At 71.2% G+C, this 23,132-nt stretch carries 28 protein-coding genes; 19 read left to right on the top strand and 9 right to left on the bottom strand.

Annotation, left to right across the window (positions count from 1 at the left end; genetic code table 11):
- Positions 1-28 precede the first annotated feature (28 nt).
- The 5 genes from ACZ4TV_RS02625 to ACZ4TV_RS02605 all read left to right on the top strand — a co-directional run bounded on the left by ACZ4TV_RS02625 (position 29) and on the right by ACZ4TV_RS02605 (position 6,502).
- Positions 29-838, top strand: a complete 810-nt coding sequence (locus ACZ4TV_RS02625) for a redox-sensing transcriptional repressor Rex (RefSeq protein ID WP_468129843.1) — start codon at positions 29-31, stop codon at positions 836-838.
- Positions 835-2,535 (top strand): glutamyl-tRNA reductase, encoded by a 1,701-nt coding sequence (locus ACZ4TV_RS02620; protein WP_468129841.1) that lies wholly within the window; start codon positions 835-837, stop codon positions 2,533-2,535. Before ACZ4TV_RS02625 ends, ACZ4TV_RS02620 begins: the two co-directional genes overlap by 4 nt.
- Complete coding sequence (gene hemC, locus ACZ4TV_RS02615) at positions 2,532-3,500, top strand: hydroxymethylbilane synthase (RefSeq protein WP_468129839.1); 969 nt, start codon at positions 2,532-2,534, stop codon at positions 3,498-3,500. Before ACZ4TV_RS02620 ends, hemC begins: the two co-directional genes overlap by 4 nt.
- Complete coding sequence (locus ACZ4TV_RS02610) at positions 3,497-5,164, top strand: bifunctional uroporphyrinogen-III C-methyltransferase/uroporphyrinogen-III synthase (protein ID WP_468129837.1); 1,668 nt, start codon at positions 3,497-3,499, stop codon at positions 5,162-5,164. The genes hemC and ACZ4TV_RS02610 overlap by 4 nt, the downstream gene beginning before the upstream one ends.
- A 66-nt stretch (positions 5,165-5,230) precedes the next feature.
- A complete protein-coding gene (locus tag ACZ4TV_RS02605) occupies positions 5,231-6,502 on the top strand; it encodes a HEAT repeat domain-containing protein (RefSeq protein WP_468129835.1) in 1,272 nt (423 codons plus the stop codon).
- A gap of 26 nt (positions 6,503-6,528) precedes the next feature.
- Here the strand turns inward: ACZ4TV_RS02605 and ACZ4TV_RS02600 are convergent, their stop codons facing one another.
- A complete protein-coding gene (locus tag ACZ4TV_RS02600) occupies positions 6,529-7,269 on the bottom strand; it encodes a hypothetical protein (RefSeq protein WP_468129833.1) in 741 nt (246 codons plus the stop codon).
- Positions 7,270-7,412: 143 nt separating this feature from the next.
- Between ACZ4TV_RS02600 and hemB the strand changes: the two genes are divergently transcribed.
- Positions 7,413-8,411: a porphobilinogen synthase gene (gene hemB / locus ACZ4TV_RS02595; protein WP_468129831.1), complete on the top strand. Its 999-nt coding sequence runs from the start codon at positions 7,413-7,415 to the stop codon at positions 8,409-8,411.
- 6 nt (positions 8,412-8,417) lie between these two features.
- On the opposite strand, the gene ACZ4TV_RS02590 is transcribed toward hemB, so the two are convergent.
- The gene (locus ACZ4TV_RS02590; protein ID WP_468129829.1) at positions 8,418-8,777 is read right to left on the bottom strand and encodes a hypothetical protein; all 360 of its coding nucleotides are present in this window, start codon (positions 8,775-8,777) and stop codon (positions 8,418-8,420) included.
- Positions 8,778-8,904: 127 nt separating this feature from the next.
- On the opposite strand from ACZ4TV_RS02590, the gene ACZ4TV_RS02585 reads away from it, so the two are divergent.
- The 9 genes from ACZ4TV_RS02585 (at position 8,905) to ACZ4TV_RS02545 (ending at position 15,146) form a co-directional block, all read left to right on the top strand.
- Positions 8,905-9,294 (top strand): WXG100 family type VII secretion target, encoded by a 390-nt coding sequence (locus tag ACZ4TV_RS02585; protein WP_468129827.1) that lies wholly within the window; start codon positions 8,905-8,907, stop codon positions 9,292-9,294.
- Between the two features lie 23 nt (positions 9,295-9,317).
- The gene (locus ACZ4TV_RS02580) at positions 9,318-9,623 is read left to right on the top strand and encodes a WXG100 family type VII secretion target (protein WP_468129825.1); all 306 of its coding nucleotides are present in this window, start codon (positions 9,318-9,320) and stop codon (positions 9,621-9,623) included.
- Positions 9,623-11,431, top strand: a complete 1,809-nt coding sequence (locus tag ACZ4TV_RS02575; protein ID WP_468129823.1) for an RNase A-like domain-containing protein — start codon at positions 9,623-9,625, stop codon at positions 11,429-11,431. The genes ACZ4TV_RS02580 and ACZ4TV_RS02575 overlap by 1 nt, the downstream gene beginning before the upstream one ends.
- An 8-nt stretch (positions 11,432-11,439) precedes the next feature.
- A complete protein-coding gene (locus tag ACZ4TV_RS02570) occupies positions 11,440-12,009 on the top strand; it encodes a hypothetical protein (protein ID WP_468129821.1) in 570 nt (189 codons plus the stop codon).
- Between the two features lie 10 nt (positions 12,010-12,019).
- Positions 12,020-12,319 (top strand): RNase A-like domain-containing protein, encoded by a 300-nt coding sequence (locus tag ACZ4TV_RS02565; protein ID WP_468129819.1) that lies wholly within the window; start codon positions 12,020-12,022, stop codon positions 12,317-12,319.
- Between the two features lie 13 nt (positions 12,320-12,332).
- Positions 12,333-12,989, top strand: a complete 657-nt coding sequence (locus ACZ4TV_RS02560; protein ID WP_468129817.1) for a contact-dependent growth inhibition system immunity protein — start codon at positions 12,333-12,335, stop codon at positions 12,987-12,989.
- Positions 12,990-13,215: 226 nt separating this feature from the next.
- The gene (locus ACZ4TV_RS02555) at positions 13,216-14,553 is read left to right on the top strand and encodes a S8 family serine peptidase (RefSeq protein ID WP_468129815.1); all 1,338 of its coding nucleotides are present in this window, start codon (positions 13,216-13,218) and stop codon (positions 14,551-14,553) included.
- Positions 14,550-14,792 (top strand): hypothetical protein, encoded by a 243-nt coding sequence (locus ACZ4TV_RS02550; RefSeq protein ID WP_468129813.1) that lies wholly within the window; start codon positions 14,550-14,552, stop codon positions 14,790-14,792. Before ACZ4TV_RS02555 ends, ACZ4TV_RS02550 begins: the two co-directional genes overlap by 4 nt.
- A gap of 81 nt (positions 14,793-14,873) precedes the next feature.
- Complete coding sequence (locus ACZ4TV_RS02545; RefSeq protein WP_468129811.1) at positions 14,874-15,146, top strand: DUF1876 domain-containing protein; 273 nt, start codon at positions 14,874-14,876, stop codon at positions 15,144-15,146.
- A gap of 48 nt (positions 15,147-15,194) precedes the next feature.
- On the opposite strand, the gene ACZ4TV_RS02540 is transcribed toward ACZ4TV_RS02545, so the two are convergent.
- Positions 15,195-15,947 carry an ABC transporter permease gene (locus tag ACZ4TV_RS02540; protein ID WP_468129809.1) on the bottom strand — a complete coding sequence of 251 codons (753 nt, stop codon included), beginning with the start codon at positions 15,945-15,947 and terminating at the stop codon, positions 15,195-15,197.
- The gene (locus ACZ4TV_RS02535; RefSeq protein WP_468129807.1) at positions 15,944-16,870 is read right to left on the bottom strand and encodes an ATP-binding cassette domain-containing protein; all 927 of its coding nucleotides are present in this window, start codon (positions 16,868-16,870) and stop codon (positions 15,944-15,946) included. Before ACZ4TV_RS02535 ends, ACZ4TV_RS02540 begins: the two co-directional genes overlap by 4 nt.
- 65 nt (positions 16,871-16,935) lie before the next feature.
- Between ACZ4TV_RS02535 and ACZ4TV_RS02530 the strand changes: the two genes are divergently transcribed.
- Entirely contained in the window at positions 16,936-17,739 is an 804-nt protein-coding gene (locus ACZ4TV_RS02530; protein WP_468129805.1) for a TetR/AcrR family transcriptional regulator, read from the top strand.
- Here the strand turns inward: ACZ4TV_RS02530 and ACZ4TV_RS02525 are convergent.
- Both ACZ4TV_RS02525 and ACZ4TV_RS02520 read right to left on the bottom strand, forming a co-directional pair.
- Positions 17,717-17,896 (bottom strand): DUF397 domain-containing protein, encoded by a 180-nt coding sequence (locus ACZ4TV_RS02525; protein WP_468129803.1) that lies wholly within the window; start codon positions 17,894-17,896, stop codon positions 17,717-17,719. The genes ACZ4TV_RS02530 and ACZ4TV_RS02525 overlap by 23 nt on opposite strands.
- The gene (locus ACZ4TV_RS02520; RefSeq protein ID WP_468129801.1) at positions 17,893-18,678 is read right to left on the bottom strand and encodes a helix-turn-helix domain-containing protein; all 786 of its coding nucleotides are present in this window, start codon (positions 18,676-18,678) and stop codon (positions 17,893-17,895) included. Before ACZ4TV_RS02520 ends, ACZ4TV_RS02525 begins: the two co-directional genes overlap by 4 nt.
- Before the next feature lie 152 nt (positions 18,679-18,830).
- On the opposite strand from ACZ4TV_RS02520, the gene ACZ4TV_RS02515 reads away from it, so the two are divergent.
- Positions 18,831-19,214 (top strand): ATP-binding protein, encoded by a 384-nt coding sequence (locus tag ACZ4TV_RS02515; protein WP_468129799.1) that lies wholly within the window; start codon positions 18,831-18,833, stop codon positions 19,212-19,214.
- Here ACZ4TV_RS02515 and ACZ4TV_RS02510 read toward each other — a convergent pair.
- Both ACZ4TV_RS02510 and ACZ4TV_RS02505 read right to left on the bottom strand, forming a co-directional pair.
- Positions 19,098-19,628 (bottom strand): DUF3995 domain-containing protein, encoded by a 531-nt coding sequence (locus ACZ4TV_RS02510; protein ID WP_468129797.1) that lies wholly within the window; start codon positions 19,626-19,628, stop codon positions 19,098-19,100. The two genes, ACZ4TV_RS02515 and ACZ4TV_RS02510, sit on opposite strands and share 117 nt — an antisense overlap.
- 53 nt (positions 19,629-19,681) lie before the next feature.
- The gene (locus tag ACZ4TV_RS02505) at positions 19,682-20,479 is read right to left on the bottom strand and encodes a VOC family protein (protein WP_468129926.1); all 798 of its coding nucleotides are present in this window, start codon (positions 20,477-20,479) and stop codon (positions 19,682-19,684) included.
- A 147-nt stretch (positions 20,480-20,626) separates the two neighbouring features.
- On the opposite strand from ACZ4TV_RS02505, the gene ACZ4TV_RS02500 reads away from it, so the two are divergent.
- Positions 20,627-20,857: a FitA-like ribbon-helix-helix domain-containing protein gene (locus ACZ4TV_RS02500; RefSeq protein WP_468129795.1), complete on the top strand. Its 231-nt coding sequence runs from the start codon at positions 20,627-20,629 to the stop codon at positions 20,855-20,857.
- On the top strand, positions 20,854-21,252 hold the full coding sequence (locus ACZ4TV_RS02495; protein ID WP_468129793.1) for a type II toxin-antitoxin system VapC family toxin: 399 nt from the start codon (positions 20,854-20,856) through the stop codon (positions 21,250-21,252). The genes ACZ4TV_RS02500 and ACZ4TV_RS02495 overlap by 4 nt, the downstream gene beginning before the upstream one ends.
- A gap of 58 nt (positions 21,253-21,310) precedes the next feature.
- On the opposite strand, the gene argS is transcribed toward ACZ4TV_RS02495, so the two are convergent.
- Positions 21,311-23,080 carry an arginine--tRNA ligase gene (gene argS / locus ACZ4TV_RS02490; protein WP_468129791.1) on the bottom strand — a complete coding sequence of 590 codons (1,770 nt, stop codon included), beginning with the start codon at positions 23,078-23,080 and terminating at the stop codon, positions 21,311-21,313.
- Positions 23,081-23,132 lie beyond the last annotated feature (52 nt).

Here is a 23,132-nt window from a genome sequence, read left to right as displayed (position 1 = left end):
GCAGCCCCGCTCATCCCGCAGGAGCATCGTGGCAACTGGCCGAACTCACCGACCGGCGACCCGCAGCCGAGGTATTCCCGAGGCCACTGTCGCCCGGCTTCCGCTGTACTTGCGTGCCCTCACCGCGCTCTCCGAGCGATCGGTGCCCACGGTGTCCTCCGAGGAGCTCGCGGCCGCCGCCGGAGTGAACTCCGCGAAGCTGCGCAAGGACTTCTCGTACCTGGGTTCCTACGGCACCCGCGGCGTCGGATACGACGTCGAGTACCTCGTCTACCAGATCTCCCGCGAGCTCGGCCTCACCCAGGACTGGCCGGTCGTCATCGTCGGCATCGGTAACCTCGGCGCCGCGCTCGCCAATTACGGCGGTTTCGCGTCCCGCGGCTTCCGCGTGGCCGCGCTGATCGACGCCGACCCGGCGATGGCCGGCAAGCCGGTGGCCGGGATCCCGGTCCAGCACACCGATGATCTGGAGAAGATCATCGAGGAGAACGGTGTCTCGATCGGCGTCATCGCGACGCCGGCCGGTGCGGCCCAGCAGGTCAGCGAGCGGCTGATCGCGGCCGGTGTCACCTCCATCCTGAACTTCGCGCCGACCGTGCTGTCCGTGCCCGAGGGCGTGGACGTGCGCAAGGTCGACCTCTCCATCGAACTCCAGATCCTGGCGTTCCACGAGCAGCGCAAGGCCGGCGAGGAAGCGGCCGCGGCCGCTGCCGCCGGTGGCTCCTCCGTGGGCGGCGCCGCCCCCGCCGCGGCCGTGGTGCCGCCGGCCGGGCGCGCCGCCGCCGTCGCGCGCAAGCCCGGGCCCGAGGGGGACGTGCCGGCGGTGATGCCGGCATGAGTCTGCTCGTCGTAGGGCTGAGCCACCGCAGCGCGCCCGTGAGCGTGCTGGAGCGTGCTTCGCTGGGCGCCGACGCCAAGGTGAAGCTGCTGCACGACACCCTCGCCGCCGAACCGGCGACGGAGGCGGCGGTGCTCGCCACGTGCAACCGGATCGAGCTGTACGCGGACGTGGACAAGTTCCACGCGGGTGTCGCCGAGCTGTCCACCTTGTTGGCGCAGCACAGTGGTGTCGCGCTGGAGGAGCTCACTCCGTATCTCTACGTGCACTACGAGGACCGGGCGGTGCACCACCTGTTCTCGGTGGCGTGCGGGCTGGACTCGATGGTCGTGGGCGAGGGGCAGATCCTCGGCCAGATCAAGGACGCGCTGGCGCTGGGGCAGGAGCTGCACACCGCCGGGCGGCTGATCAACGACCTCTTCCAGCAGGCGCTGCGGGTCGGCAAGCGGGCGCACTCGGAGACCGGGATCGACCGGGCGGGTCAGTCGCTGGTGACGTTCGGCCTGGAGCAGCTCGCGGTGCGGGTGCCGGTGGGCGAGTGGGCCGCGGGCAAGCGGGCGCTGGTGATCGGGGCCGGGTCGATGTCGTCGCTGGCGGCGGCGACGCTGGCGCGGGTGGGCGTCGCCGAGATCGTGGTGGCGAACCGGACCGCCGAGCGGGCGGAGCGGTTGGCCGAGATTCTGGTTGCCTCGGGCACCGGGGTCGCGGCGGTGGCGATCCCCATGGCGGAGGTCGCGGATGAGCTGACACGAGTCGATGTGGTGGTGTCCTGCACCGGTGCGACGGGGTTGGTGCTGACCGCCGATGACGTGCGCGGCGCCGTGTCCTGGGGCTCCGCCCCAGACCCCGCGCCTCAAACGCCGGCGGGGCTGGATGTGACGCCGGCGGGGCTGGATGGTGCGGCGGAGCCGGGTGGCGCGGCGGTCGAGCTGGATGCTGCTGTTGTGGCTCGGCTGGCTGCCGCTGCTCGGGACGGGGGGCGGCTGGCCGATGCCGGGGCCGTGCGGACCATCAGTGCTGTCGTGGAGCCCGAGGGGTGCCCCGCCGAGGGGCGGTCCGCGCTCGCCGGGGTCGACGCCAGCTCACTCGAACTGCACGGGACCTGGGCCGACCAGGGCGAGGCCGCCGCGCAGCGGCAGCCCCGCAGGAGCGCCCGTACGCACACCGACGCGACGGCCGTCCGGCTCGCGCTGCTCGACCTGGCCATGCCCAGGGACGTCGACGCGGCCGTGCACCGGATTCCGGGCGTACGGCTCGTGGACATCGAGTCGCTCGCGGAGGCGTCCGCCGACGCCCCGATGGCGGCCGACGTCGACGCCGTACGCGGCATAGTCGCGGAGGAAGTGGCCGCCTTCGGGGCGGCGCAGCGGGCCGCACACATCACGCCCACCGTCGTCGCCCTGCGGGCCATGGCGGCCGAGGTCGTGGCCATGGAAGTGGCGCGGCTCGACGGGCGGGTACCCGATCTCGACGAACGGCAGCGGGCCGAGGTCACCCAGACCGTGCGCCGCGTCGTCGACAAGCTCCTCCACGCGCCGACCGTGCGCGTCAAGCAGCTCGCGAGCGAGCCCGGCGGCGCCGGGTACGCGGACGCACTGCGCGAACTCTTCGACCTCGACCCTCAGACGGTTGCATCCGTCAGCCGGGCGGACGCGGCCGATCCGATGAACGACGACGACCCAGGACGGGCATCATGAACACACGTCCCGACCAGCCGCTGCGGCTCGGTACGCGGCGGAGCAAGCTGGCCATGTCCCAGTCGGGGCACGTCGCCGACGCGGTACGGGCGCTCACCGGCCGGCCCGTCGAGCTCGTGGAGATCACGACCTACGGCGACGTCTCGCGCGAGAGCCTCGCGCAGATCGGCGGGACGGGCGTGTTCGTCACCGCCCTGCGCGACGCGCTGCTGCGCGGCGAGGTCGACTTCGCCGTGCACTCGCTGAAGGACCTGCCGACCGCGCAGCCCGACGACCTCGTGATCGCGGCCATGCCGCCGCGCGAGGACGCGCGGGACGCGCTCGTCGCCCGGGACGGGCTGACCTTCGAGCAGCTGCCCGACGGTGCCCGCATCGGTACCGGGTCCCCGCGGCGCACGGCCCAGCTCAACCACCTGGCGCTGTCCCTCGGCAAGCGGATCGAGACGGTGCCGATCCGCGGCAACGTCGACACCCGCATCGGCTTCGTCCAGGGCGGCGAGCTCGACGCCGTCGTGCTGGCGGCCGCCGGGCTGAACCGGATCGGGCGCGGTGACGAAGCGACCGACCTGCTGTCCGTCGACTGCGTCCTGCCGGCTCCCGGCCAGGGCGCCCTGGCCGTGGAGTGCCTCGCGTCCGACACGGACCTCATCGCCGTGCTCGGCGAGCTCGACGACCCGTACACCCGGGCCGCCGTGACCGCCGAGCGCTCCCTGCTCGCCGCCCTGGAGGCCGGCTGCAGCGCACCCGTGGGCGCGTTCGCCGACCTGTTGGCCGACGGACAAGTTGTCAATGAAATGCGCCTGCGCGGCGTCGTCGGAACCCTCGACGGCTCGACGCTGGTGCAGCTGTCCACCACCGGTCCCGTGCCCCAGTCGTACGACGAGGCCATGGCGCTCGGCCGCGAACTCGCGGACGAGATGCTGGCCAAGGGCGCGGCCGGTCTGATGGGGGAGCGATCGCTTTGAACCCCTCAAGTCCGACCACCTCCGCTTTTCCGGCCGTCGCCGCCCACGGACGCGTCACCTTCCTCGGTGCCGGCCCCGGCGACCCGGGTCTGCTGACGCTGCGCGCCGTCGAGGCGCTCGCCGCCGCGGACGTACTGATCGCGGAGCCCGAGGTGCTCGAGGTCGTACGGACGCACGCGCGCGCGGGTGTCGACACGCCGCAGCTGACGATTGCTGACGAAGTGTCAGCAGCCGCTGGCGTCCCGGTGATCCGAGACGCCGCCAATCTTGTCATGGAGGCCGCACGGTCCGGCAGGCGGGTCGTGCGTGCCGTCACGGGCGACCCCGGGCTCGACGGCAACGCGGCCGAGGAGATGCTCGTCTGCGCCACCGCCGGCATCCCCTTCGAGGTGGTGCCCGGTGTCGCGACCGCGGTGGGCGTGCCCGCGTACGCCGGTGTCCCGCTGCGCGACAAGCAGGGCACGGACGTGCGGTTCGTCGACGCGAAGACCGCCTCGGCGCGCTGCTGGAGCGAGGCCGGGGCGAGCGACGGGACCCTCGTGGTCTCCGCGACGCTGGAGACGGTCTCGGCCGCCGCCGCCGAGCTGGTGAGCGCCGGGCGCAAGCCTGACACCCCGCTGACCGTGACGGTTGCCGGTACCACCACGCGGCAGCGGACCTGGTGCGCGACGCTGGGCACCATCGCCCAGGTGTTCAAGCAGGGCAAGGTGCTCCCCTCGCCCGAGGGGGCCCGGGCCGTCATAGCCGTGGTCGGTGAGCACAGCGCCGCCGCGCGGCGTGAGGACCTGGCCTGGTTCGAGTCGAAGCCGCTGTTCGGCTGGCGGGTCCTCGTACCGCGCACGAAGGAGCAGGCCGCCTCGCTCTCCGACCAGCTGCGTTCGTACGGCGCGGTGCCGCACGAGGTGCCGACCATCGCCGTGGAGCCGCCGCGCACCCCGCAGCAGATGGAGCGGGCGGTGAAGGGCCTGGTGACGGGCCGCTACGAGTGGATCGCCTTCACCTCGGTCAACGCCGTGAAGGCCGTCCGCGAGAAGTTCGAGGAGTACGGGCTCGACGCGCGGGCCTTCGCGGGCATCAAGGTCGCCGCGGTGGGTGAGCAGACCGCGGCCGCGCTGGTGGAGTTCGGCGTGAAGCCGGACCTGGTACCGAGCGGTGAGCAGTCGGCGGCCGGACTGCTGGAGGACTGGCCGCCGTACGACCCGGTCTTCGACCCGATCGACCGCGTGTTCCTGCCGCGGGCGGACATCGCGACCGAGACGCTGGTCGCCGGGCTGATCGAGCTCGGGTGGGAGGTCGACGACGTCACCGCCTACCGGACGGTGCGCGCGTCGCCGCCGCCGGCGGACACGCGCGAGGCCATCAAGGGCGGCGGCTTCGACGCCGTTCTCTTCACGTCGTCGTCGACCGTGCGGAATTTGGTGGGCATCGCCGGGAAGCCGCACAACGTGACCGTCATCGCCTGTATCGGGCCGGCGACGGCCAAGACGGCGGAGGAGCACGGGCTGCGGGTGGACGTGCTGTCGCCGGAGCCGTCGGTGTCGAAGCTGGCGGAGGCGCTGGCGGAGTACGGTGCGGCGCGCCGCGAGGCGGCCAAGGAAGCCGGCGAGACGGTGTTCCGGCCGAGTGAGCGTCGGCCGGGGGCGCGGCGGCGGCGTACCACCTAGCGGTGGACCGGTACTGAGCAGGGCCCGGGTGCGGTGTGCACCCGGGCCCTGTGGCATGTTCGGGCCATGGACCTGGACGAAGCGGTACGGGCGCTGTGCGCGGCGGTGGCGGCCTACGACTTCGCGGCGTCCAGGGCCCTGGTGGAGGGCGGCGCCGACCCGGACCGGGTGCTCCCGGACGGGACGACCCCGATGCTGCGGGCCGTCGAGGGCGGCTCCCCGGCGACGGTTTCGGCGCTGCTGTGGTCCAGGGACCTTCAGGACCCGGCGCTGCGCCTGCCGCAGGCGGAGCGCGAGCGGCTGCTCGCCATGGCCCGGCACTGGTACGGGACGGGCGTGGAGGCGGAACTGCGCCGCCGGACCGGGGCCACGGGCCCGGCGCGGACCTGCACGGTCGAGGACGAGTGGTGCGAGGTCGAGCAGGTCACGCTCGGCGGGCGAACGGTCCGTGCCGGGCACGGCGCCGTCCTGACCACCCTCGAGTCGGCGTTCGGCGTTCCGGCGCCGCTTGCGGAACTGGTGGCCCGCGCCCTCCGGCACCCCGACCCGTCCCACGTGGACTGGGCCGCGTCCCGCTTCGCGCTCGGGGAACGCCTCGCCGAGGGCTCCCGGGAGACGGTGACGGCCCTGCGGCACCACCCGTCCCCCGGCCACCGGCGCTTCGCCGCCGACTGGCTGCGCACGAGACACTTCTCCGTGTCCCCCGACGGGTACCCGCACCACGCGGATGACCGCGAGTTCCTCGCCGCCTGGGCGGACGCGGAGACGGACCCCGTGGTGCTCGCCGAGCTGCTCGCGGCCCTCACCGAACACACCGTGGAACACCCGCGACTGGAGGCCATCGGCCTCCGGTACGCCGACCACCCCGATCCGCGGGTACGCCGTGAGGTGACCGGCTGCCTCTACTGGCACGACAGGCCGCTGACCCCGCAGGGCGCCGAGGCCCTGCACGCGCTGGCCCGCGACCCGGACGAAGAGGTGCGCTTCGACGCGGCCGGGATCCTGCTCCGCGAGGGGGACGCGGATGCGGACGAGCTCCGGGGCGTCATCCGCGACCTGGTCCGGGACCCGCGGAGCGCGGTTCGGGGCGGGGCCGCGGAAGCACTGGCCCAGTCCGACGACCGAACGGCGGACGCCACGGCACTGCTGCTGGCCCTGCTGGACGAGGACGACCGGCTGACCCGCCTGGTCGGCGCCTACGGCCTGGCCCTACGGGACCACCCGGGCACGCCGGAGGCGTACGCGCGGGTGGAGGAACTCGGCCCGATCCACCAGCACGACCACCGCGGGTTCGCGCTGGAACACTGGTGGCAGAGGAACGAGCCGGCCGACGGCTAGGCGGAGACTAGATCTGGGGCAGGGCCTCAGCTCTGCGCCTGCTGGAGGAGCGAGATCTGCTGGGCGATCAAGGCGGGCGGGAAGTCGTGGGGGTCGAGGCCTCCGACCGACCGTTTCGTGAAGGTCGCGACGACGCTCCCCGTGCGGACCACCGTGTACTGGGTCACGTGCGGGCCCAGCTCGGTCGGGGCGGTGATATCGAACTGCACCGCTTCGTCCCCGAGCCGCGGGGCGGAAGCGACGGTGACCGTGCCCTTGTAAGTCATGGTCGGGGCCGGGCTCTCGTAGTACCGGCACTTGCTCAGCCCCTCGCGGACCTCCGCGAACACCGCCAGTGCGCCGGAGTTCCCGTACGAGGCGAGGGTGGAGTCGCCGCCGCCCATGTCGTTCTTCCAGTTGAAGGTCTGCTCTGCCACGGCCGGATCGGGGCGCGAGGGGCGCCAGGCATGGGCGGCCGCCAGCAGCTGCGCGCAGGCGGGGTCGGACACCTTGGACTTCAGGTCGACGGCCCTGGTCTTGCGGACGGAGACCGGGTGCCCGTACGCGTCCGGGCTCGCTTCTCCCGGCAGGGCGGCCGCCACCAACTCCGCGGCGGTCAGCGGGCGGCTCGCAGGAGCTGAGGCGGCGGGGGACGCGGAGGCGGGCGCGGCGGGCGCCGGCTCGGACGCCGAGTTCCCAGGTTCCGCCCCGCAGCCGACGAGGGCCAGTGCGGCGACGGCTACCAGGGCCGACAGGCAGGAAGCCCGTCGTGCAGCGCGTATCGGCATGGTCTGTCCCCGGGAACGGTACGGATGATCAGGCGGAGGCTACCGGCCGCGATACACCATCACCAGGGCTTTCCGCCTGGCGGGACTCCGGACCGCCTACGCTTGTCCGGACTGCTGTCGATGCTCGAAGAGGCGACTAGAAGATGAGCGCGTACGGATCCTTCCCCGGCTCGCGGCCCAGGCGGCTGCGCACCACCCCGGCGATGCGGCGGATGGTCGCGGAGAACCGGCTGCACCCCTCGGACCTGATCCTCCCGGCCTTTGTGCGCGAGGGCATCAGCGAGCCCCTGGCGATCTCCGCGATGCCCGGCGTCGTCCAGCACACGCGGGACACGCTGCGCAAGGCCGCAGTGGAGGCGGTCGAGGCGGGGGTCTCCGGGATCATGCTCTTCGGTGTTCCGGCCGATGAGAACAAAGACGCGCTGGGCACGGCGGGCACCGAGCCGGACGGGATCCTGCAGGTCGCGATCCGCGATGTGAAGGCCGAGGTCGGGGATGATCTGGTGATCATGTCCGATCTGTGTCTCGACGAGTACACCGACCACGGGCACTGCGGGGTGCTGGACGAGCACGGGCGGGTCGACAACGACGCGACCCTGGAGCGGTACGCGGAGATGGCGCAGGTCCAGGCCGACGCGGGCGTCCACGTGGTCGGGCCCAGCGGGATGATGGACGGGCAGGTCGGCGTCATCCGTGACGCGCTGGACGAGACGGGCCACGAGGACGTCTCGATCCTCGCCTACACGGCGAAGTACTCGTCGGCGTTCTACGGTCCCTTCCGCGAGGCCGTCGCGTCGAGCCTGCAGGGCGACCGCAAGACGTACCAGCAGGACCCGGCGAACGCGCGGGAGTCGCTGCGGGAGCTGGCCCTCGACCTGGAGGAGGGCGCGGACATGGTGATGGTCAAGCCGGCCGGCCCCTACCTCGACATCCTCTACCGGGTCGCGCAGGCGGTGGACGTGCCGGTGGCGGCGTACCAGATCAGCGGCGAGTTCGCGATGATCGAGGCGGCGGCGGAGAAGGGCTGGATCGAGCGGGACCGGGCGATTCTGGAGACCCTGCTGGGCATCAAGCGCGCGGGCGCCGACACGATCCTCACGTACTGGGCGACGGAGGTCGCGGGCTGGCTGCGCAACGCCTGATCTGCTCTACGGCCAGTCGACGAGGCCGTGGAAGACGAGGACGTCGAGGACGACCGCCGCCGGGGCGATGACGGCCAGCCACACCCTGGCGGCGGCGTACCGCCGCTGCCAGGGCAGGCCCCAGGCGGCGACCAGCAGGACCAGGACCGCCAGCAGGCCGCTCCCGAAGATGGGGAAGGCGACCTCGTAGGAGGCGTCGAACCGGTCGCTCGCGGCGTCGTCGCAGGAGTCGCAGGCCATCGGGGACAGCCCGGCGAAGAAGAACGCGACGGCCGCCATCGGCAGCGTGAGCAGGGTGGAGACGAGCGGCGCGACGAACGCGCGCGGGTGCCGTGTGGTGTCCGGGGGCAGGTGGTCGGTGGTCATGCGCCCAGTGAACTCCGCTATGAGAGCCCGGACATGAGTGCGCGTACTCAGGTGTCCGGCTCGATGACCTGCGAATATCGTAGGCGTACGTGCGTACTTGGCACGACAGTGCCAAGAGGGGGTGGACATGCAGGACGGCGATCTCAGGGTCTCGAAGGACGGCCTCACCAAGCTCGCGGACGACCTCGATGAGATGCAGGGTCATCTGGAGCGGCAGATCCGCGAGATGGACCGGGTGGTCGACAGCATCGCGGCAGGCTGGCAAGGGCCCACGGCCACGGCGTACCGCGCCCTGCACCGGGGAGCCGCCGAGGACGCCGTGCGGATCCGGCAGGTGCTCTCCCTCCTCGAAGAGGCCACCAGGGCTTCGCGTGACGGATTCACGGCCCAGGAGCTGGAGGTCCTGGCCGCGTTCAAGCGCGTGCAGAGCCGGGAGGACGTGTCCGCGGCCGCCGAGGAGTTGACCGTGCCCGACCAGGCTCCAGCGGCTCCGCACAGTCGACTGCAGGACATCTGAGAGCAGGGGGAATCAGCACCACCATGTCGGAGGACGACCGGATAACCGTTGATTTCGCCACCCTGCAGCGCCTGTCGGGGGACCTGGAGGAGATCCTCAAGGACCTCAACGAGAAGCTGGACCTGCTGTACGGGCGGGCCAAGAAGGCCGTTCTGAGTTGGGACGGCGAGGCCCGGCAGGCCTTCATCGACGAGCTGGACAAGTGGGACCGCTCGGCCCAGGACCTCAAGGCCGCGCAGGCCTGGCTGCACGAGATCGTGGTCAAGGGTCACCTCAACTACGCCGCGGCGAACAAGTCCGTGCTCCAGGGCTGGGGAGGCGGCGCCTGATGGCCGGACCCACTCCGGGCCCCACCCCGGCGCAGCCGCCCGCGGGAGCCGGCAACATCGACGTCAAGCCGTCGAGCCTGTGGACCGTCTCCGGGCAGGTCGCCAAGGAGCAGGACGGCATGATGCGCGGTGCGAACAGGCTCCTGCGGGAGCTGAAGGAGCACCCGGATGCCGGAGGCGCGGGCGATGAGGCCGCGAAGTTCGCGCAGGCCTACAAGAAGATCGGCAACCGCTGGCTGGAGGTGTGGGCCAAGAGCGTGGTTAGCGTCGGCGGCGTCGCCGTCGGCTTCACGGAGACCGCCAACGCCTTCACCAAGGCCGATGCGGCGGCCCACCCCAAGCCCGGACAGGCCCCGGAGCAGCGCCCGTTGCCCACGGTCATCGACAAGGAGCCCAAGTTCGACAGCTTCCCCGACATCAAGTGGGGTGACGACGACGGTGGCGACGACCTGATACGCGGCGCGATGGAGGGCATACCGGAGATCGTCCGGGACATCCTGCAGCCCGTGGCGAAGAACGTGTTCCGCGTCGGCAAGGTGGCGGACGTACACCCCTTTCCGGAGCAGCACTACCTCAACTCGCACTGCCACAGCTGGATGAACGTCTCGACCGTCGTCACGGGCTCGGCGGCCGACCTCAGCAGGATCATCGGCACGATCACCAATCACCAGAAGGCCGACTGGGAAGCCGCCATGCAGACGTTCTGCAGTGCGCTGTGGGGCGGCACGGACTGGGGCCAGTCCCGGCTCGGCTACCAGTGGGGGCACAGCAGCGGCGGGCACGGGGCGCGGGTGGCCACGGGCAGCCAGCCGGTGATGGGCGTGCTGAACGACGTGGCGATCAAGATCAGTGACTGCCTGCGCGAGTACGCGGAAGCCGCCGTCGAGCTGAACCACGATGTCTTCGAAGAGCTCAAGCGGGCCATGAGGAAGGCCGCCGCGAGCATCCTCGACGACATCGAGAAGGCCAAGGAGAAGCCCAGCCTCAAGACCATCGCCGGCGCCGTCACCAGCGTGGCCAGCGGTGTCGGCGGGGCCACCGGACTGCTGCTGAAGTTCGACGTCAACACGGTCCTGAACCTGGACAAGGCCAAGCTCAACCGGATCGTGGACAAGTACACCGGCATTCTCAACGGTCTCACCACGCGCATGGACGCGCTCCAGGACGTCTTGGACGAAGCGCACCGGAGCGCCCCGAAGTTCGAGGCCGGCGTCGCCCGCGCCCACGGCTTCGGCGCCCGTTCGCTCAACGACTTCAAGCACGAGCAGCAGTGGACGGTTCCGGGCTCGAACGGCAACATGGCTTTCGACCTCGCGGCCAACGAGTACCTCGGCGGCGGCCACACCCTGGACAAGCACGTGGGCAAGACCGACGAGCAGCTCGCGCAGCGCCTGCGCGACCAGTCCAACCCGGCCGCCTCGTGGCCCGAGAACAGCAGGCCCACCATCGGCGGTTCGTCGAGCTTCAAGACGATCGGGGACGCGCAGCGGCTCACCGAGCAGAACCTCCGGCTGACGCAGTCCGAGATCGACGCCTGGCTCGCCTCCAACCCGCAGGACGGCCAGAACAAGGACTTCGTGAGCAAGACGCCAAACGGGGAGGTCAGCGGCAGCTACGTCTCCAAGCAGCCCACGCCCAACCAGGACGGGTCCGCGGGCACGATCCCCGGGACGGGCTACAAGGACCATGGCCTCAATGCGAAGGCGGTCGACGTCAACTACGTCAAGACCGTCCTCAAGTACGATTCCAGCCTCGATCCGCCGTACATCATCTACACGTCGATGCCCGCGCCCCGACCGATCCCGTAGGGACTTTGATGAACACCCTCGACAGCAGCACCTGGGAAGGTGCACTGCTACGGCTCCTGGAGGACGTCTTCACCTTCGCCAGGAGCGGTCCCCGGCTGCACGAGCACTGGGCCGAGGATGTCCGCGCCGTCATGGAGCGGTCGGTCGCCGACCCACGGGGCTGGTCCGCCCTGGATCCGGAGACGTTCAAGGAGGGGCGGGAGGCCGGCTTCCCCTCCTACCCGTTCCGTGCGGTGACCGCCGAGGACCTGCGCGCCGGGCTCCGGCCGATCACCGCCGGCGCCGCCGTCGAGCTGCTCGCCTCGTTCGCGCAGGAGTGGTTCTTCGAGGGCTCCCCGGTCCGGTCGCGGGAGGACCGCGACGCGGTGCTCGCGGACGCCCGGACCGTGCTGGACCGATTCGGCGCCGAGGCGACGTTCTGGACCTCGTCCGACCTCGCCCGCAGCTCCGACGCGCCCCACTTCCTGGCGCGGGACCTCGAAGGCGGCCACCCCTTCACCGGCTACATGATGGACCTCGGCCTGATCGCGGTGTCCGCGGACGAGGTCGGCGTCTTCTGGTCGTTCAACGCGCAGTGAGGATGATCCGATGCTGACCCGATCTGCCACCTACCCCGACCGGGAGACCGCCCAGTGGGCCACCCAGCAGGTGGTGACCGCCAACGAGCAGGTCATCCACCGCTGGCTCGCCCAGGGGACGCGGGCCCGCCTCGCCATCGAGGCCGCCTGGCCGTCCCGTGAGGAGCCCGTCGGCCGGGTGCTGCTGGAGGCGATGCTGCTCGCCGGACAGGAACCGCTCGACGTCCGCGCCGCGCGCGTCGTACTGAGGCGGGAGCCCGACAGCCCGTACGGATTCGTCGTCCAGACCACCGTCCCGTTCTACCCGTAGAGGCAGTCCGACCGTGTCCATGAAGCCCCTCGAGCACGACCGGCGCTACGGCGAGCTCGATCAGGTACTGCGCGCCTACCTCGGCCAGAGCGCCGACGACACAGCCGACCAGCGCAGCCAAGCCCTGGACGCCTATCTGCGCCACACCTGGCACACCCGGCCCTGGGCCATCGCGGAGGCGGAGCGTCAGCTGCGCGAGTACAGCCGCAACCCCCCCGGACGCCTGCGGATCGACCTCGGCGAGTTCTACGCCGTCCCCGATGTGGGGATCCCCCAGTCCGCGATCGGTGACTGGCTCCTCCTGCTCGCCGACCACCTCAAGCAGAGCGTCGAGGACGGCGAGGTGCCGCCGCCGACCACCCCGCAGACCCACTGGGAGTGGCACGCACGGTTCCCGGAGACCGCGCAGCTGCTGGGCGGCTGGTTCTCGCAGGACATCGTCGATCAGTTCCCCGACCACGAGGCGGCGGTCGCGGACTATGCCGCGACCACCGATCCCCAGCTCGTCGCCCGCCTCGTCGGTGAGCTCCACGAACTCCTCGCCCTGCCGCTGGACGAAGGCGACTACGCCCTGGCCGCCGCGGAGCTCGGCATGGAAGTGGGCCCGCCAGAGCCGTTCTCGTACGGGGCGTGGTTCCAGTCGGTGGCGACGGGCCTGGCCGGCGGGTAATGGTCGGTGGCGTCGGGGCTTCTCGGCCGGCTGCGCTGTGTTGCGGGGCCGCTTACCCAGTGCGACGGTGTTCGAGGGGCGAGAGGCGATGCCGACGGGCTTGCGGGCGACGGCACTGCGGGCCGTACACGGCTGAGCCTCGCCCCACCATCCCCGGCGCCTGCCACTCGGTGAATCGGCGCGCGTCCACGAACCGGGGGGAAGCGCACAGAAAGCGGGAAACCCAATGGCGAACGGACCCATGGAGCGGCGCGCCTTCGGCGAGCCGCCCGAACGGCCCAACGGCACCGGCATCGACCACGGCGCGGAGTACACCGGTCGGTACGTGGTGCTGCTCGACCAGAGTGACCAGGAGAGCGGGCTGAACGCACTGCGTTCCTCCGCCGACATCGCGCCCGTGGAACGGGTCCGAGGAGCGGCGGCCGCGAACGCCTCCGAACTCCTCGAACGCCCCGACGTCTCGGTGCTCTTCGAAGACCTCGCCGTGGCGGTCGTGGAAGTACGGCCCGAGAACCGCTTCGCGCTGGTGACCACGGCCGAGGCCGAGGGGTCGATCCTCGCGGCTGAGCCGGAGCGCTGGGTCTACGCCTCGCCGATCACCGCCCCGAACCGGGCACCGACCGAGTTCTTTCCGGCTTACCGCAGCGACGGGGACGTGGTCACCCGCCACTCCCAGGTCGAAGCCGCCGTGTCCCAGGGTGGTCCGGCCCTGGACGAGCAGAGCATGACCTGGGGCCTGCAGGCGATCAGGGCCAACATCTCCGGTCTGACCGGACGCGGAGTGAAGGTCGCGGTCCTCGACACCGGTGTGGACACCGATCACCCGGATCTGGTCGGGTGCATCGAGGAGACCGCCTCCTTCGTGCGCGGCGAGACGCCCGAGGACGTCCAGGGCCACGGCACGCACTGCATCGGCACCGTCGCCGGGCCGGCCGGCCCCCGGCAGGGGCCCCGCTACGGCGTGGCGAGCGAGGCGCGCGTACTGGCCGGCAAGGTGCTCAACCGGAGGGGCCGCGGCCCCGACGGCGGAATCCTCGCGGGCATCGAGTGGGCGATCGCCCGCGGCGCGAAGGTGATCTCCCTGTCGCTCGGCGCTCGGGTCCAGGTGGGTGAGCTCTTCCCGCAGACGTACGAGATCCTGGCCCAACGCGCGCTCCAACTGGGGACGGTGATCGTCGCGGCGGCGGGCAACAGCAGCCTGCGGCCCGGGATCGTCTCGCCCGTCGAGCGACCCGCCAACTGCCCTTCCATCCTCTCCGTGGGCTCGCTCGACAAGGCGCTGAGGACGGCGTTCGACTCCTGCGGAGGCATCAACGGCCAAGGCGGCGAGGTCAACATCGCGGCCCCCGGCGTGGCCGTGCACTCGGCTGCCCCCGGCGGCGGTTACGCGACGATGTCGGGCACCAGCATGGCCACGCCGCACGTGGCGGGTGTCCTCGCCATGCTCGCCGAGGCGAACCCCGAGGCTTCCGCGGCCGAACTCACCGCCACGCTGCTGTCCGGTGCGTTCCCGCTGACGCAGCCCGCCCGGGACGTCGGTGCGGGTCTGCTCCAGGCCCCGTGAGCGGGTCGTCGGAGCCGGTCGGGGTCATCCTCGCGGTCGACCCCGCCCGGTTCGCGGAAGTGGTCGGGGCCCTGCGCCGGGCCGGGCTGACGGTCACGGGCGAGCAGCCGGTCCTCGGCACGCTCTCCGGCACCGTTCCGGAGGACCGGGTGGCGGCTCTGGAGGCGGTCGACGGCGTCGATTCCGTCGACCGGGAGTACATCAACCGGATCCCCCCGTCGGATTCCCCGATCCAGTGAATCCGGGCATCGCTCCGGCTCGCGCTCCCTCCTCCGCAGGCGCAACCTGGAGGGAGGGTGAGCCCCTGGAGGTGATGCACCATGTCCACGCTCGTCGGGTGGCATGTGGAACTCGAATTCAGCGAGGAGGGCCACCGCACCAGTGCGGCGGCTCTGGTCAGGCTCGGCGACGGTACCGAGCTGAGGGCGCGGGGCTATGCCCTGCGTCACCCCTCCGACCCGGAGCAGCTGAGGGTCGGGGAAGAGATCGCGGGCGCTCGCGCGCTCATGGATCTCGCGCAGCAGATGTTGGAGAAGGCCCACACGGAGATCGATGAGGTGACGGGCCGTCATTCCTACCCGCTCAATCAATGAGCGGGCAGGCGCACCATCGGCCCGCTGACGGGCTCCGGCCGGAGCCCCTCAGCGGGTCCGCCTGTGAAACAGGACCGCCGCCAGGGTCACGGCCACGGCCGTGATGCCCGCGCACCAGGTCAGGGCCACCCAGGGGGCGTTTCCCGCGGGCTGGTCCAGGAGCAGCGCGCGCAGGGATTCGATCACCGGGGTCAGCGGCTGGTGGTCGGCGAAGCCGTGCAGCCAGCTCGGCATGGTCTCGATGGGGACGAAGGCGCTGGACGGGTAGGGCAGGAACATCATCAGGAAGGTGAAGCCGCCCGCGGCCTCCGGGGACTTGGCGAGCAGGCCGAGCACGGCGGCCAGCCACGAGATCGCCGTGATGTACGTGACGAGGAGGCCGGCCGCCGCGAGGAAGGCGAGCGGGCCCGCCTGGGGGCGGAAGCCGATGGCGAGCGCGACGGCGAGCACCAGGGTGGTGGACAGCAGGTTCCGCAGCACGGAGGCGGTGACGTGCGCGGCCAGGATCGCGATGCCGCCGATGTCCAGGGCGCGGAAGCGGTCGATGACCCCGTTCTTCATGTCCTCGGTGACGCTGACGGCGGTGCTCGCCGCGCCGAAGCCCGCGCAGAGCAGCATGGCGCCGGGGACCACGTACGTGACGTACGCGGTCCCGGTGTCGATCGCGCCGCCGAAGAAGTAGACGAAGATCAGCATCAGGACGACCGGCAGCATCAGCGCGGTGACCAGCGCGTCCGGATTGCGGCGGCTGATGCGCACGCTGCGGCTGGCGAGCGCGAGGGCGGCGGTGGAGGTGGTCATCGGCCGGCTCCCGTCAGGCTGAGGAACACGTCGTCGAGGGTGGCGCCGCGGACGGTGAAGCGTGCGACGGCGGTCCGGTCCGGGTCGGCTTCGTCGAGCAGCGCGCGGACGTGCGCGGCGCTGCCGTCGGTGCCCAGGCCGAGCGTGAGCGCGTCCGGGTCGAGGTGGACGGCGCGGGGGGCCAGCGCCTCGTAGGCGGCCCGGTCGGTGAGGGTGAGGTCCAGCCGGTGCTCCGCGACGCGCGACTTCAGCTCCGCGGGGGTGCCCTCGGCCGCGATCCTGCCGTCGGCCAGGACGGCGACGCGGTCGGCGAGCCGGTCGGCCTCCTCCAGGTACTGGGTGGTGAGCAGCACGGTCGTGCCGTCGGCGCGCAGTTCCCGTACGAGGTCCCACAGGTCCTGGCGGCTGCGCGGGTCGAGCCCGGTGGTGGGCTCGTCGAGGAAGATCACCTCCGGCCGGGAGACGAGGCTCGCGGCGAGGTCGAGGCGGCGGCGCATGCCGCCCGAGTACGTCTTCGCCGTGCGCGCGGCGGCCTCGGTGAGGCCGAAGCGGGCGAGGAGTTCGTCGGCGCGGGCACGGGCCGCGCGCGGCGCGAGCCCGCAGAGCCGGCCCATCATGCGGAGCATCTCGGAGCCGGTCTGGAGGTCGTCGACGGCCGCGAACTGCCCGGTGAGGCTGATGGCCCGGCGTACGAGCCCCCGCTCGGCGGAGATGTCGCGTCCCGCGACGCGGGCGGTGCCGGAGTCGGGCTCGGTGAGGGTGGCCAGGATCCGGACGGCGGTGGTCTTGCCGGCGCCGTTGGGGCCGAGCAGGGCGAGGACGGTGCCGCGCGGGACGGCGAGGTCGATGCCGTCGAGGACGCGCAGGGCGCCGTAGGACTTGGTGAGGCCGATGGCGTGGATACCGAGGTCGTTCGTGGTCATCAGGGACCACACTCCCTTCTGCGTATGCGGTACGCGCTTCTGTGTAAGTAATACACAGAACTAGGATGTGGGTCAATCAGCAGTGGTGGAGGGAGGGCGGCGCGATGGCGGACGAGGACGGCGGGACCGGGCTTCCGGCGAGCCTGGAAATGGCCTGGGGCCTGCGCGAACGCCCCGGCAAGGGCCCGCGCCCCACGCTGACGCTGCCGAAGATCGTCGACGCGGCGGTCGCACTGGCCGCGGCGGAGGGGATGGAGGCCGTCTCCATGGGCCGGGTGGCCAAGGAGCTGGGCGTCTCGACCATGTCCCTCTACCGGTACGTCACGGCGAAGGAAGAGCTCTACATCCTGATGTCGGACGCGGGGGTCGGCGCCCCGGCGCCGCTGCCGCCGGAGGCCGAGGGCTGGGGCTGGCGGGAACTGCTCGCGGACTGGGCGTACGCGCAGCGGGCCGTGCTGATGGCCAACTCCTGGATCCTGCGCATCCCGATCACCGGGGCGCCGGTCAGCCCGAACCAGCTCGCCTGGATGGAACGCGGGCTCGCTGCGCTGGCCGACACCGGCCTGACCGAGGGCGAGAAGATCTCCGCGATCATCCTGATTGGCGGGCTGGTGCGCAACGAGGCGACGATGGCCGCCGACATGATGGACGCCATCGTGAAGTCCGGTGTCTCACCGGACCAGGTGATGGGTCAGTACGTACGCACGCTGCGGCTGATGACCGGCCCGGACACGCACCCGGCCGTGACGCGGCTGCTGGGCTCCGACGCGTTTGCGGGCTCCGACGAGCCGGACTTCCAGTTCCGCTTCGGCCTGGACCGCCTGCTGGACGGCCTGGCCGTACTGATCAATGAGCGGTCCACTCCGTAAGAGCGGCCCAGGCCGCGGGGGTTACGTTCAGGATCGGGCCGTCTGTGACCTTGGAGTCCCGGACGTGGACGGTGTCGGCGCAGGCCGCGACCTCGACACACTTGTCGCCGTCAGGGCTGCTGTAGCTGGACTTGAACCACTTCAGTGTGGTGCTCATAGCTCTCCTAGCATGCGCTCCAACAGCCCACGTGTTTCCTGGGGATTGAGGGCCTGAGTCCGCAGCATGGCATATCGCTGGGCCAGGATACTGACCTCGTCCGGGTCGGTGACGAGCTTGCTGCTGCGCTGGCCTTCAAAGTAGCCGATGTGTTCATGTTCGGGTGTTTCCAGCATGGTGAATGCGCCGGACAGGCCCGGGTGATACGTCTGGCCGAGTGTCAGCACCTGGAGGGTGACGTGCGGTAGGTCCATGCAGATCAGCAGATGGCGCAACTGTTCGGCGTAGACGGCGTCGCCGCCGATCCGGTCGCGGAGAGCTGCTTCCGAGATCACGAAGGCGAGGTTCGGGGGATGTTTGCGGTGCAGGATAGGTGCCCGGGCAAGTCGCCGAGCGGTCAGCCTGTTCATTTCCTCCGGAAGGAACGCCGGGACGCGACAGCGGAGGAGGGCCCGCACGTGGCTCTCGGTCTGGAGGAGCCCCGGGATGACCATGGACTCGTACCAATTGAGCGCGATCGCGCGCTTCTCAAGGTCCATGTACTCCTCTGCCCAAGGGGTACTTGGGTCCCTCTCGGGCATTCCGAGGGCTGCCACGACCAGAAGGCCTGGCAGGCCCAGATGCTGGTCCATCAGCTCCGCGACATTCGGCATCAACGCCCGGCGGCCCTGCTCGATCGACGCGATGGTCTCCGCGTCCAGCCGGACCAGCTCTCCGAGCTGTTTCTGGGTCAGGTTCTTGGCGATCCGGGCTGCGGCCACCTGCGCTCCGACCATCTTCATGGTCGTCGCGTTCGGCCGTGCGCGTTTCCTCGGTGGCATGACAGCGAACTCCCCGCCCCAGCACGTGGACTACCCCATGCCAACCCGTACTCATCAATGAGTACGGGTTGGCGCTCAGCCACACGGTAGTCACTGCGAGCGACCATCGTGGGGTGAATCTGCATACTCAGGCCGCCCTCGTGCAGGACCGGCTCTACCTCCGCAATCCCCGAACAGTCGCAGCTGCACGCCAGTTCACACGTGACACCTTGCACGCGTGGGGGCGCCCCGCCCGGCAGGACGACCTGTTGCTCTGCGTGAGCGAGCTGGCGACCAACGCCCTGCGGTACGGGGTCCCGCGCGGCCGGGGATATCTCCTGCGGCTGCTCACCTTCGACGGGACCGTCCGGGTCGAGGTGCACGACAGCGGGCCCGGGCTGTCACGGATCACCGGCCGGCCGCACGGCCGGGGGCTCGCCCTCGTGGCCGCGCTCGCCGACGACTGGGGTGTCCTGCCCCGGACGCCCGGCAAGGTCGTCTGGTGCGAGTTTCGCTAGCCGGGCCGCCGCCCAGGCGAAGGCGAGGCAAGCGGGGGTGTACAGCGCGAGGTTGAGGGCGTAGAAGGGGCTGTCGGGCGGGCTGGCGAGGAGGCCGGTCGCCCAGGCCAGGCCCGCGAGGCCCCGTACGGTCAGGCCGGCGGCCACCGCCCCGGTGACGGCGCGGGTCAGCCGGCCGCCGCGCCCGTACGCGTGGGCGAGGGCGGCGGTGGCTCCCGTCAGGAGGACGGCGGCCAGGGGGAGCACCGTCGCGGGGCCGAAGGAGGTCTCGGTGCCGAGGACGGCGAGGGACAGGGCCCGCTCGTCGGCGGCGGGCCAGGTCGCGCCCGTGGCCCAGTACAGGTGCAGCAGTGCGTCGGCGGTGAGCAGGGCGGCCAGCGCGTGGCCGGAGCGGTGCCGTGTGATGGTCTTCATGCCCCGAAGGAGGGGGGCACACAGGGAGAACATTCCCCGTGTGCCCGGTCACATCAGGCGGGCTGCTCCGGGGACTTCGCCGTGATCACCGCGAAGGGGGCGCCCTGGGGGTCGGCCAGGACGGCCATGCGGCCCGCCACCATGTCGAAGGCGGGGGCGAGGGCGGTGCCACCGGCCCGTTCGGCGGCGGCCTGGACGCTGTCGACGTCGTCGGCGTGGAAGTACGGCAGCCAGTTCGGGGGCGTACCCGGCGGCATCTGGTCCAGGCTCATCATCCCGCCCACCGCGCGGCCGCCGACCATGAACTCCGTGTACCCCTCGGCGCCTTCCTCCTTCGAGGCGGTGGTGGTGATCGGCAGGACGGCGGAGTAGAACGCGGCCGCGGCGGGGACGTCGCCGGTGCTCAGTTCGCTCCAGATGAGGGCGCCGTGCTCGTTGACGATGCCCGCGCCGTCGAAGGAGCCCGGCTGCCACAGGCCGAACACGGCGCCGGTCGGGTCGGCCGCGACGGCCATCCGTCCGAGGTCCATGACCTCCATCGGGCCCGTCATGACCGTGCCGTGCGCGTCCTTGACGGCCTTGAGCGTGGCGTCGATGGCGTCGGTGGAGAGGTACGTGGTCCACACGCTCGGGGGCATCGGGTCCGGCACGGTGCCGTCCGGGTTCATCGCCTGCATGATGCCGGCGACCGGCCTGCCCTTGAGGGTGCAGACGGAGTACCCGCCCTGCTCGGGCGGGCCGATCTCGCCCTGCCAGCCGAAGAGGCCGCAGTAGAAGTCGAGGGCCGCCTGCTGGTCGGGGACCATCAGGTCGATCCAGCACGGAGTGCCGGGCTTGTAGGGGCCGTTCATGTCGGGCACGAAGGTCTCCGGTGGGTCGGGTCGGGTCGGGTAGGACGGGCCGTCCCCTACCCGACCCGTACGGCCGGAACCGGGCTGTTCGGGTGAACCGGTGGGTGCGTGCTAGCAGAATGCTCGCACTGCGACTAGTCTTGTCGCATGGCCACCCTGTATGTCCGTGACTTGTCCGACGAGGCGCTCGCCGAGCTGAAGATACGGGCCGCCCGTAGTCGCCAGTCGCTTCAGGCGTATGCCCGGACCCTGCTGGAGGAGGAGGCCGCGACTCCGTCCGTGGAGGACGTCGTCGCGCGGATCCGTTCTCGTGTGTCGGCCGAGCTGAGCGTGGACGAGGTCCTCGGCGACCTCGACGCGGGTCGGCGGCGCGAATGATCGTGATCGACGCGAGCGCGGTCGTGATGCTGGTCGCCGACGCGGGTCCAGTGGGCGAGGCCGTGCGTGAGCGGGTGGTGGGCGAACGGCTCGCCGCTCCGCATCTGCTCGATGTGGAAGTCGCGCACGCGTTGCTCGGCCGCCTCCGGGGAGGCAAGCTCTCCGACCGTCAGCTGGACGCCGCATGGGACGACTTCGGAGCACTTCCGGTCAGGCGGATGGAGCACCTGCCGGTGCTGCCCCGGGTGCGAGAGCTGTACGCGAACCTCTCCGCGTACGACGCCACCTACGTGGCCCTGGCCGAAGGGCTCCAGGTACCGCTCGTCACGTGCGACGCACGGATCGGCCGGTCCGGGAGTGCCCGGTGCAAGGTCGAGGTTTTCGGCGCGGTGTAGGGCAACGGAAGGCCCCGCCTCCCACCGGGAGACGGGGCCGTCGCGTGGCCGGATGCGGTCAGAGCTTCTCGGGGGTGCGGATTCCGAGGAGGGACATGCCCTTGGTCAGGGTGCGTGCCGTCAGGTCGCACAGGAAGAGGCGGTTCTCCACCTGTTCCGGGCTGTCCGCCTTCAGGACCGGGCACTCCGAGTAGAAGGTCGTGTAGAGCGACGCCACCTGGTAGAGGTACGCCGCCAGCTTGTGAGGCGCGTGCTCCGACGCGGCCTCGGCGATGAGCTCGCCGAAGTGGTCCAGGTGCAGGCCCAGCGCGCGCTCGGCCGGCGCGAGCGCCAGCTCCGGGTGCGCAGCGGGCTTCGCGTCCCCGGCCTTGCGCAGGATGGACTTGATACGGGCGTACGCGTACTGGAGGTACACGGACGTGTCACCCGTCAGCGAGACCATCTGGTCCAGGTCGAACTTGTAGTCGCGCGCGGCGGAGGTCGAGAGGTCCGCGTACTTCACCGCGCCGATGCCGACCTGGACGGCACGCTCACCGATCTCGGCCTCGGACAGGTCCTGGGCCTTCTCGCGTACGACGGCCGCGGCGCGGTCAATGGCCTCGTCCAGCAGGTCCACCAGCCGGACGGTCTCGCCCTCACGGGTCTTGAACGGCTTGCCGTCCTTGCCGAGGACCGTGCCGAAGGCCAGCTGTACGGCCTTGACCTCGTCGTTCAGCCAGCCCGCCCGGCGCGCCGTCTCGAAGACCATCTTGAAGTGCAGGGACTGGCGGGCGTCGACCACGTAGATCAGCTCGGTCGCCTTGAGGTGGGCCACCCGGTCGCGGATAGCGGAGAGGTCGGTGGCCGCGTAGCCGAAGCCGCCGTCCGACTTCTGCACGATCAGCGGGGTCGGGTTGCCGTCCGGGCCCTTGATGTCGTCGAAGAAGACGCAGAGCGCGCCGTTGGAGCGGACGGCGACGCCCGACTCCTCCAGCAGCTTGCAGGTCTCCACCAGCATGTCGTTGTAGCCGGACTCGCCGACCACGTCGGGGTCCTGGATGTCCATGTCCAGCTTGTTGAAGACGGAGTAGAAGTAGATCTTCGACTCGTCCACGAACCGCTGCCACAGGGCCAGGGTCTCGGGCTCGCCCGCCTGGAGGTCCACCACCCGGGCCCGGGCCCGCGTCTTGAACTCCTCGTCGGAGTCGAAGAGCGCGCGCGAGGCCTTGTAGAGGCGGTTGAGGTTGGACATGGCCTCCTCGCCGGAGACCTCCACGTCGGCGTCGGTGGCCTTGTGGTCCAGCTCGTGCGGGTGCTCCAGCAGGTACTGGATGAGCATGCCGAACTGGGTGCCCCAGTCGCCGATGTGGTGGCGGCGGACCACCTTCTCGCCCGTGAACTCCAGGATCTCCACCATCGCCGCGCCGATGACGGCCGAGCGCAGGTGGCCGACGTGCATCTCCTTGGCGACGTTCGGCTGGGCGTAGTCGATCACCGTGGTGCCCGGGTTCGCCGCGAGCGGCACGCCGAGGCGGTCGTCGAGCGCCCGCGCCGCGAGCGTCTCGATGATCGCCTTGTCGGTGATGGTGATGTTGAGGAAGCCGGGGCCCGAGACCTCGATCTCCTGGATCAGGTCACCGGTCGGGATGCCTTCGACCACGGTCGTCGCCAGCTCGCGCGGGTTGGCCTTGGCCTTCTTCGCGAGCGCCAGGATGCCGTTGGCCTGGAAATCGGCCCGGTCGCTTCGTCGCAGCAGCGGGTCCGCGGCACCGGCCTCCGGCAGGGCGGAGGCGAGGGCGTCCGCGACGCGCTGATTGACGGAAGAAGCGAGGGAAGGGACCGAGGCCATGAGCTGCCGTTCCTGTGAGGTCGTGCCGGTGGATGCACTTGGTTGTTCCGAC

It is taken from the genome of Streptomyces sp. NPDC028910 (genome assembly GCF_055564955.1).
This window is presented reverse-complemented; position numbering and strand designations above follow the sequence as displayed.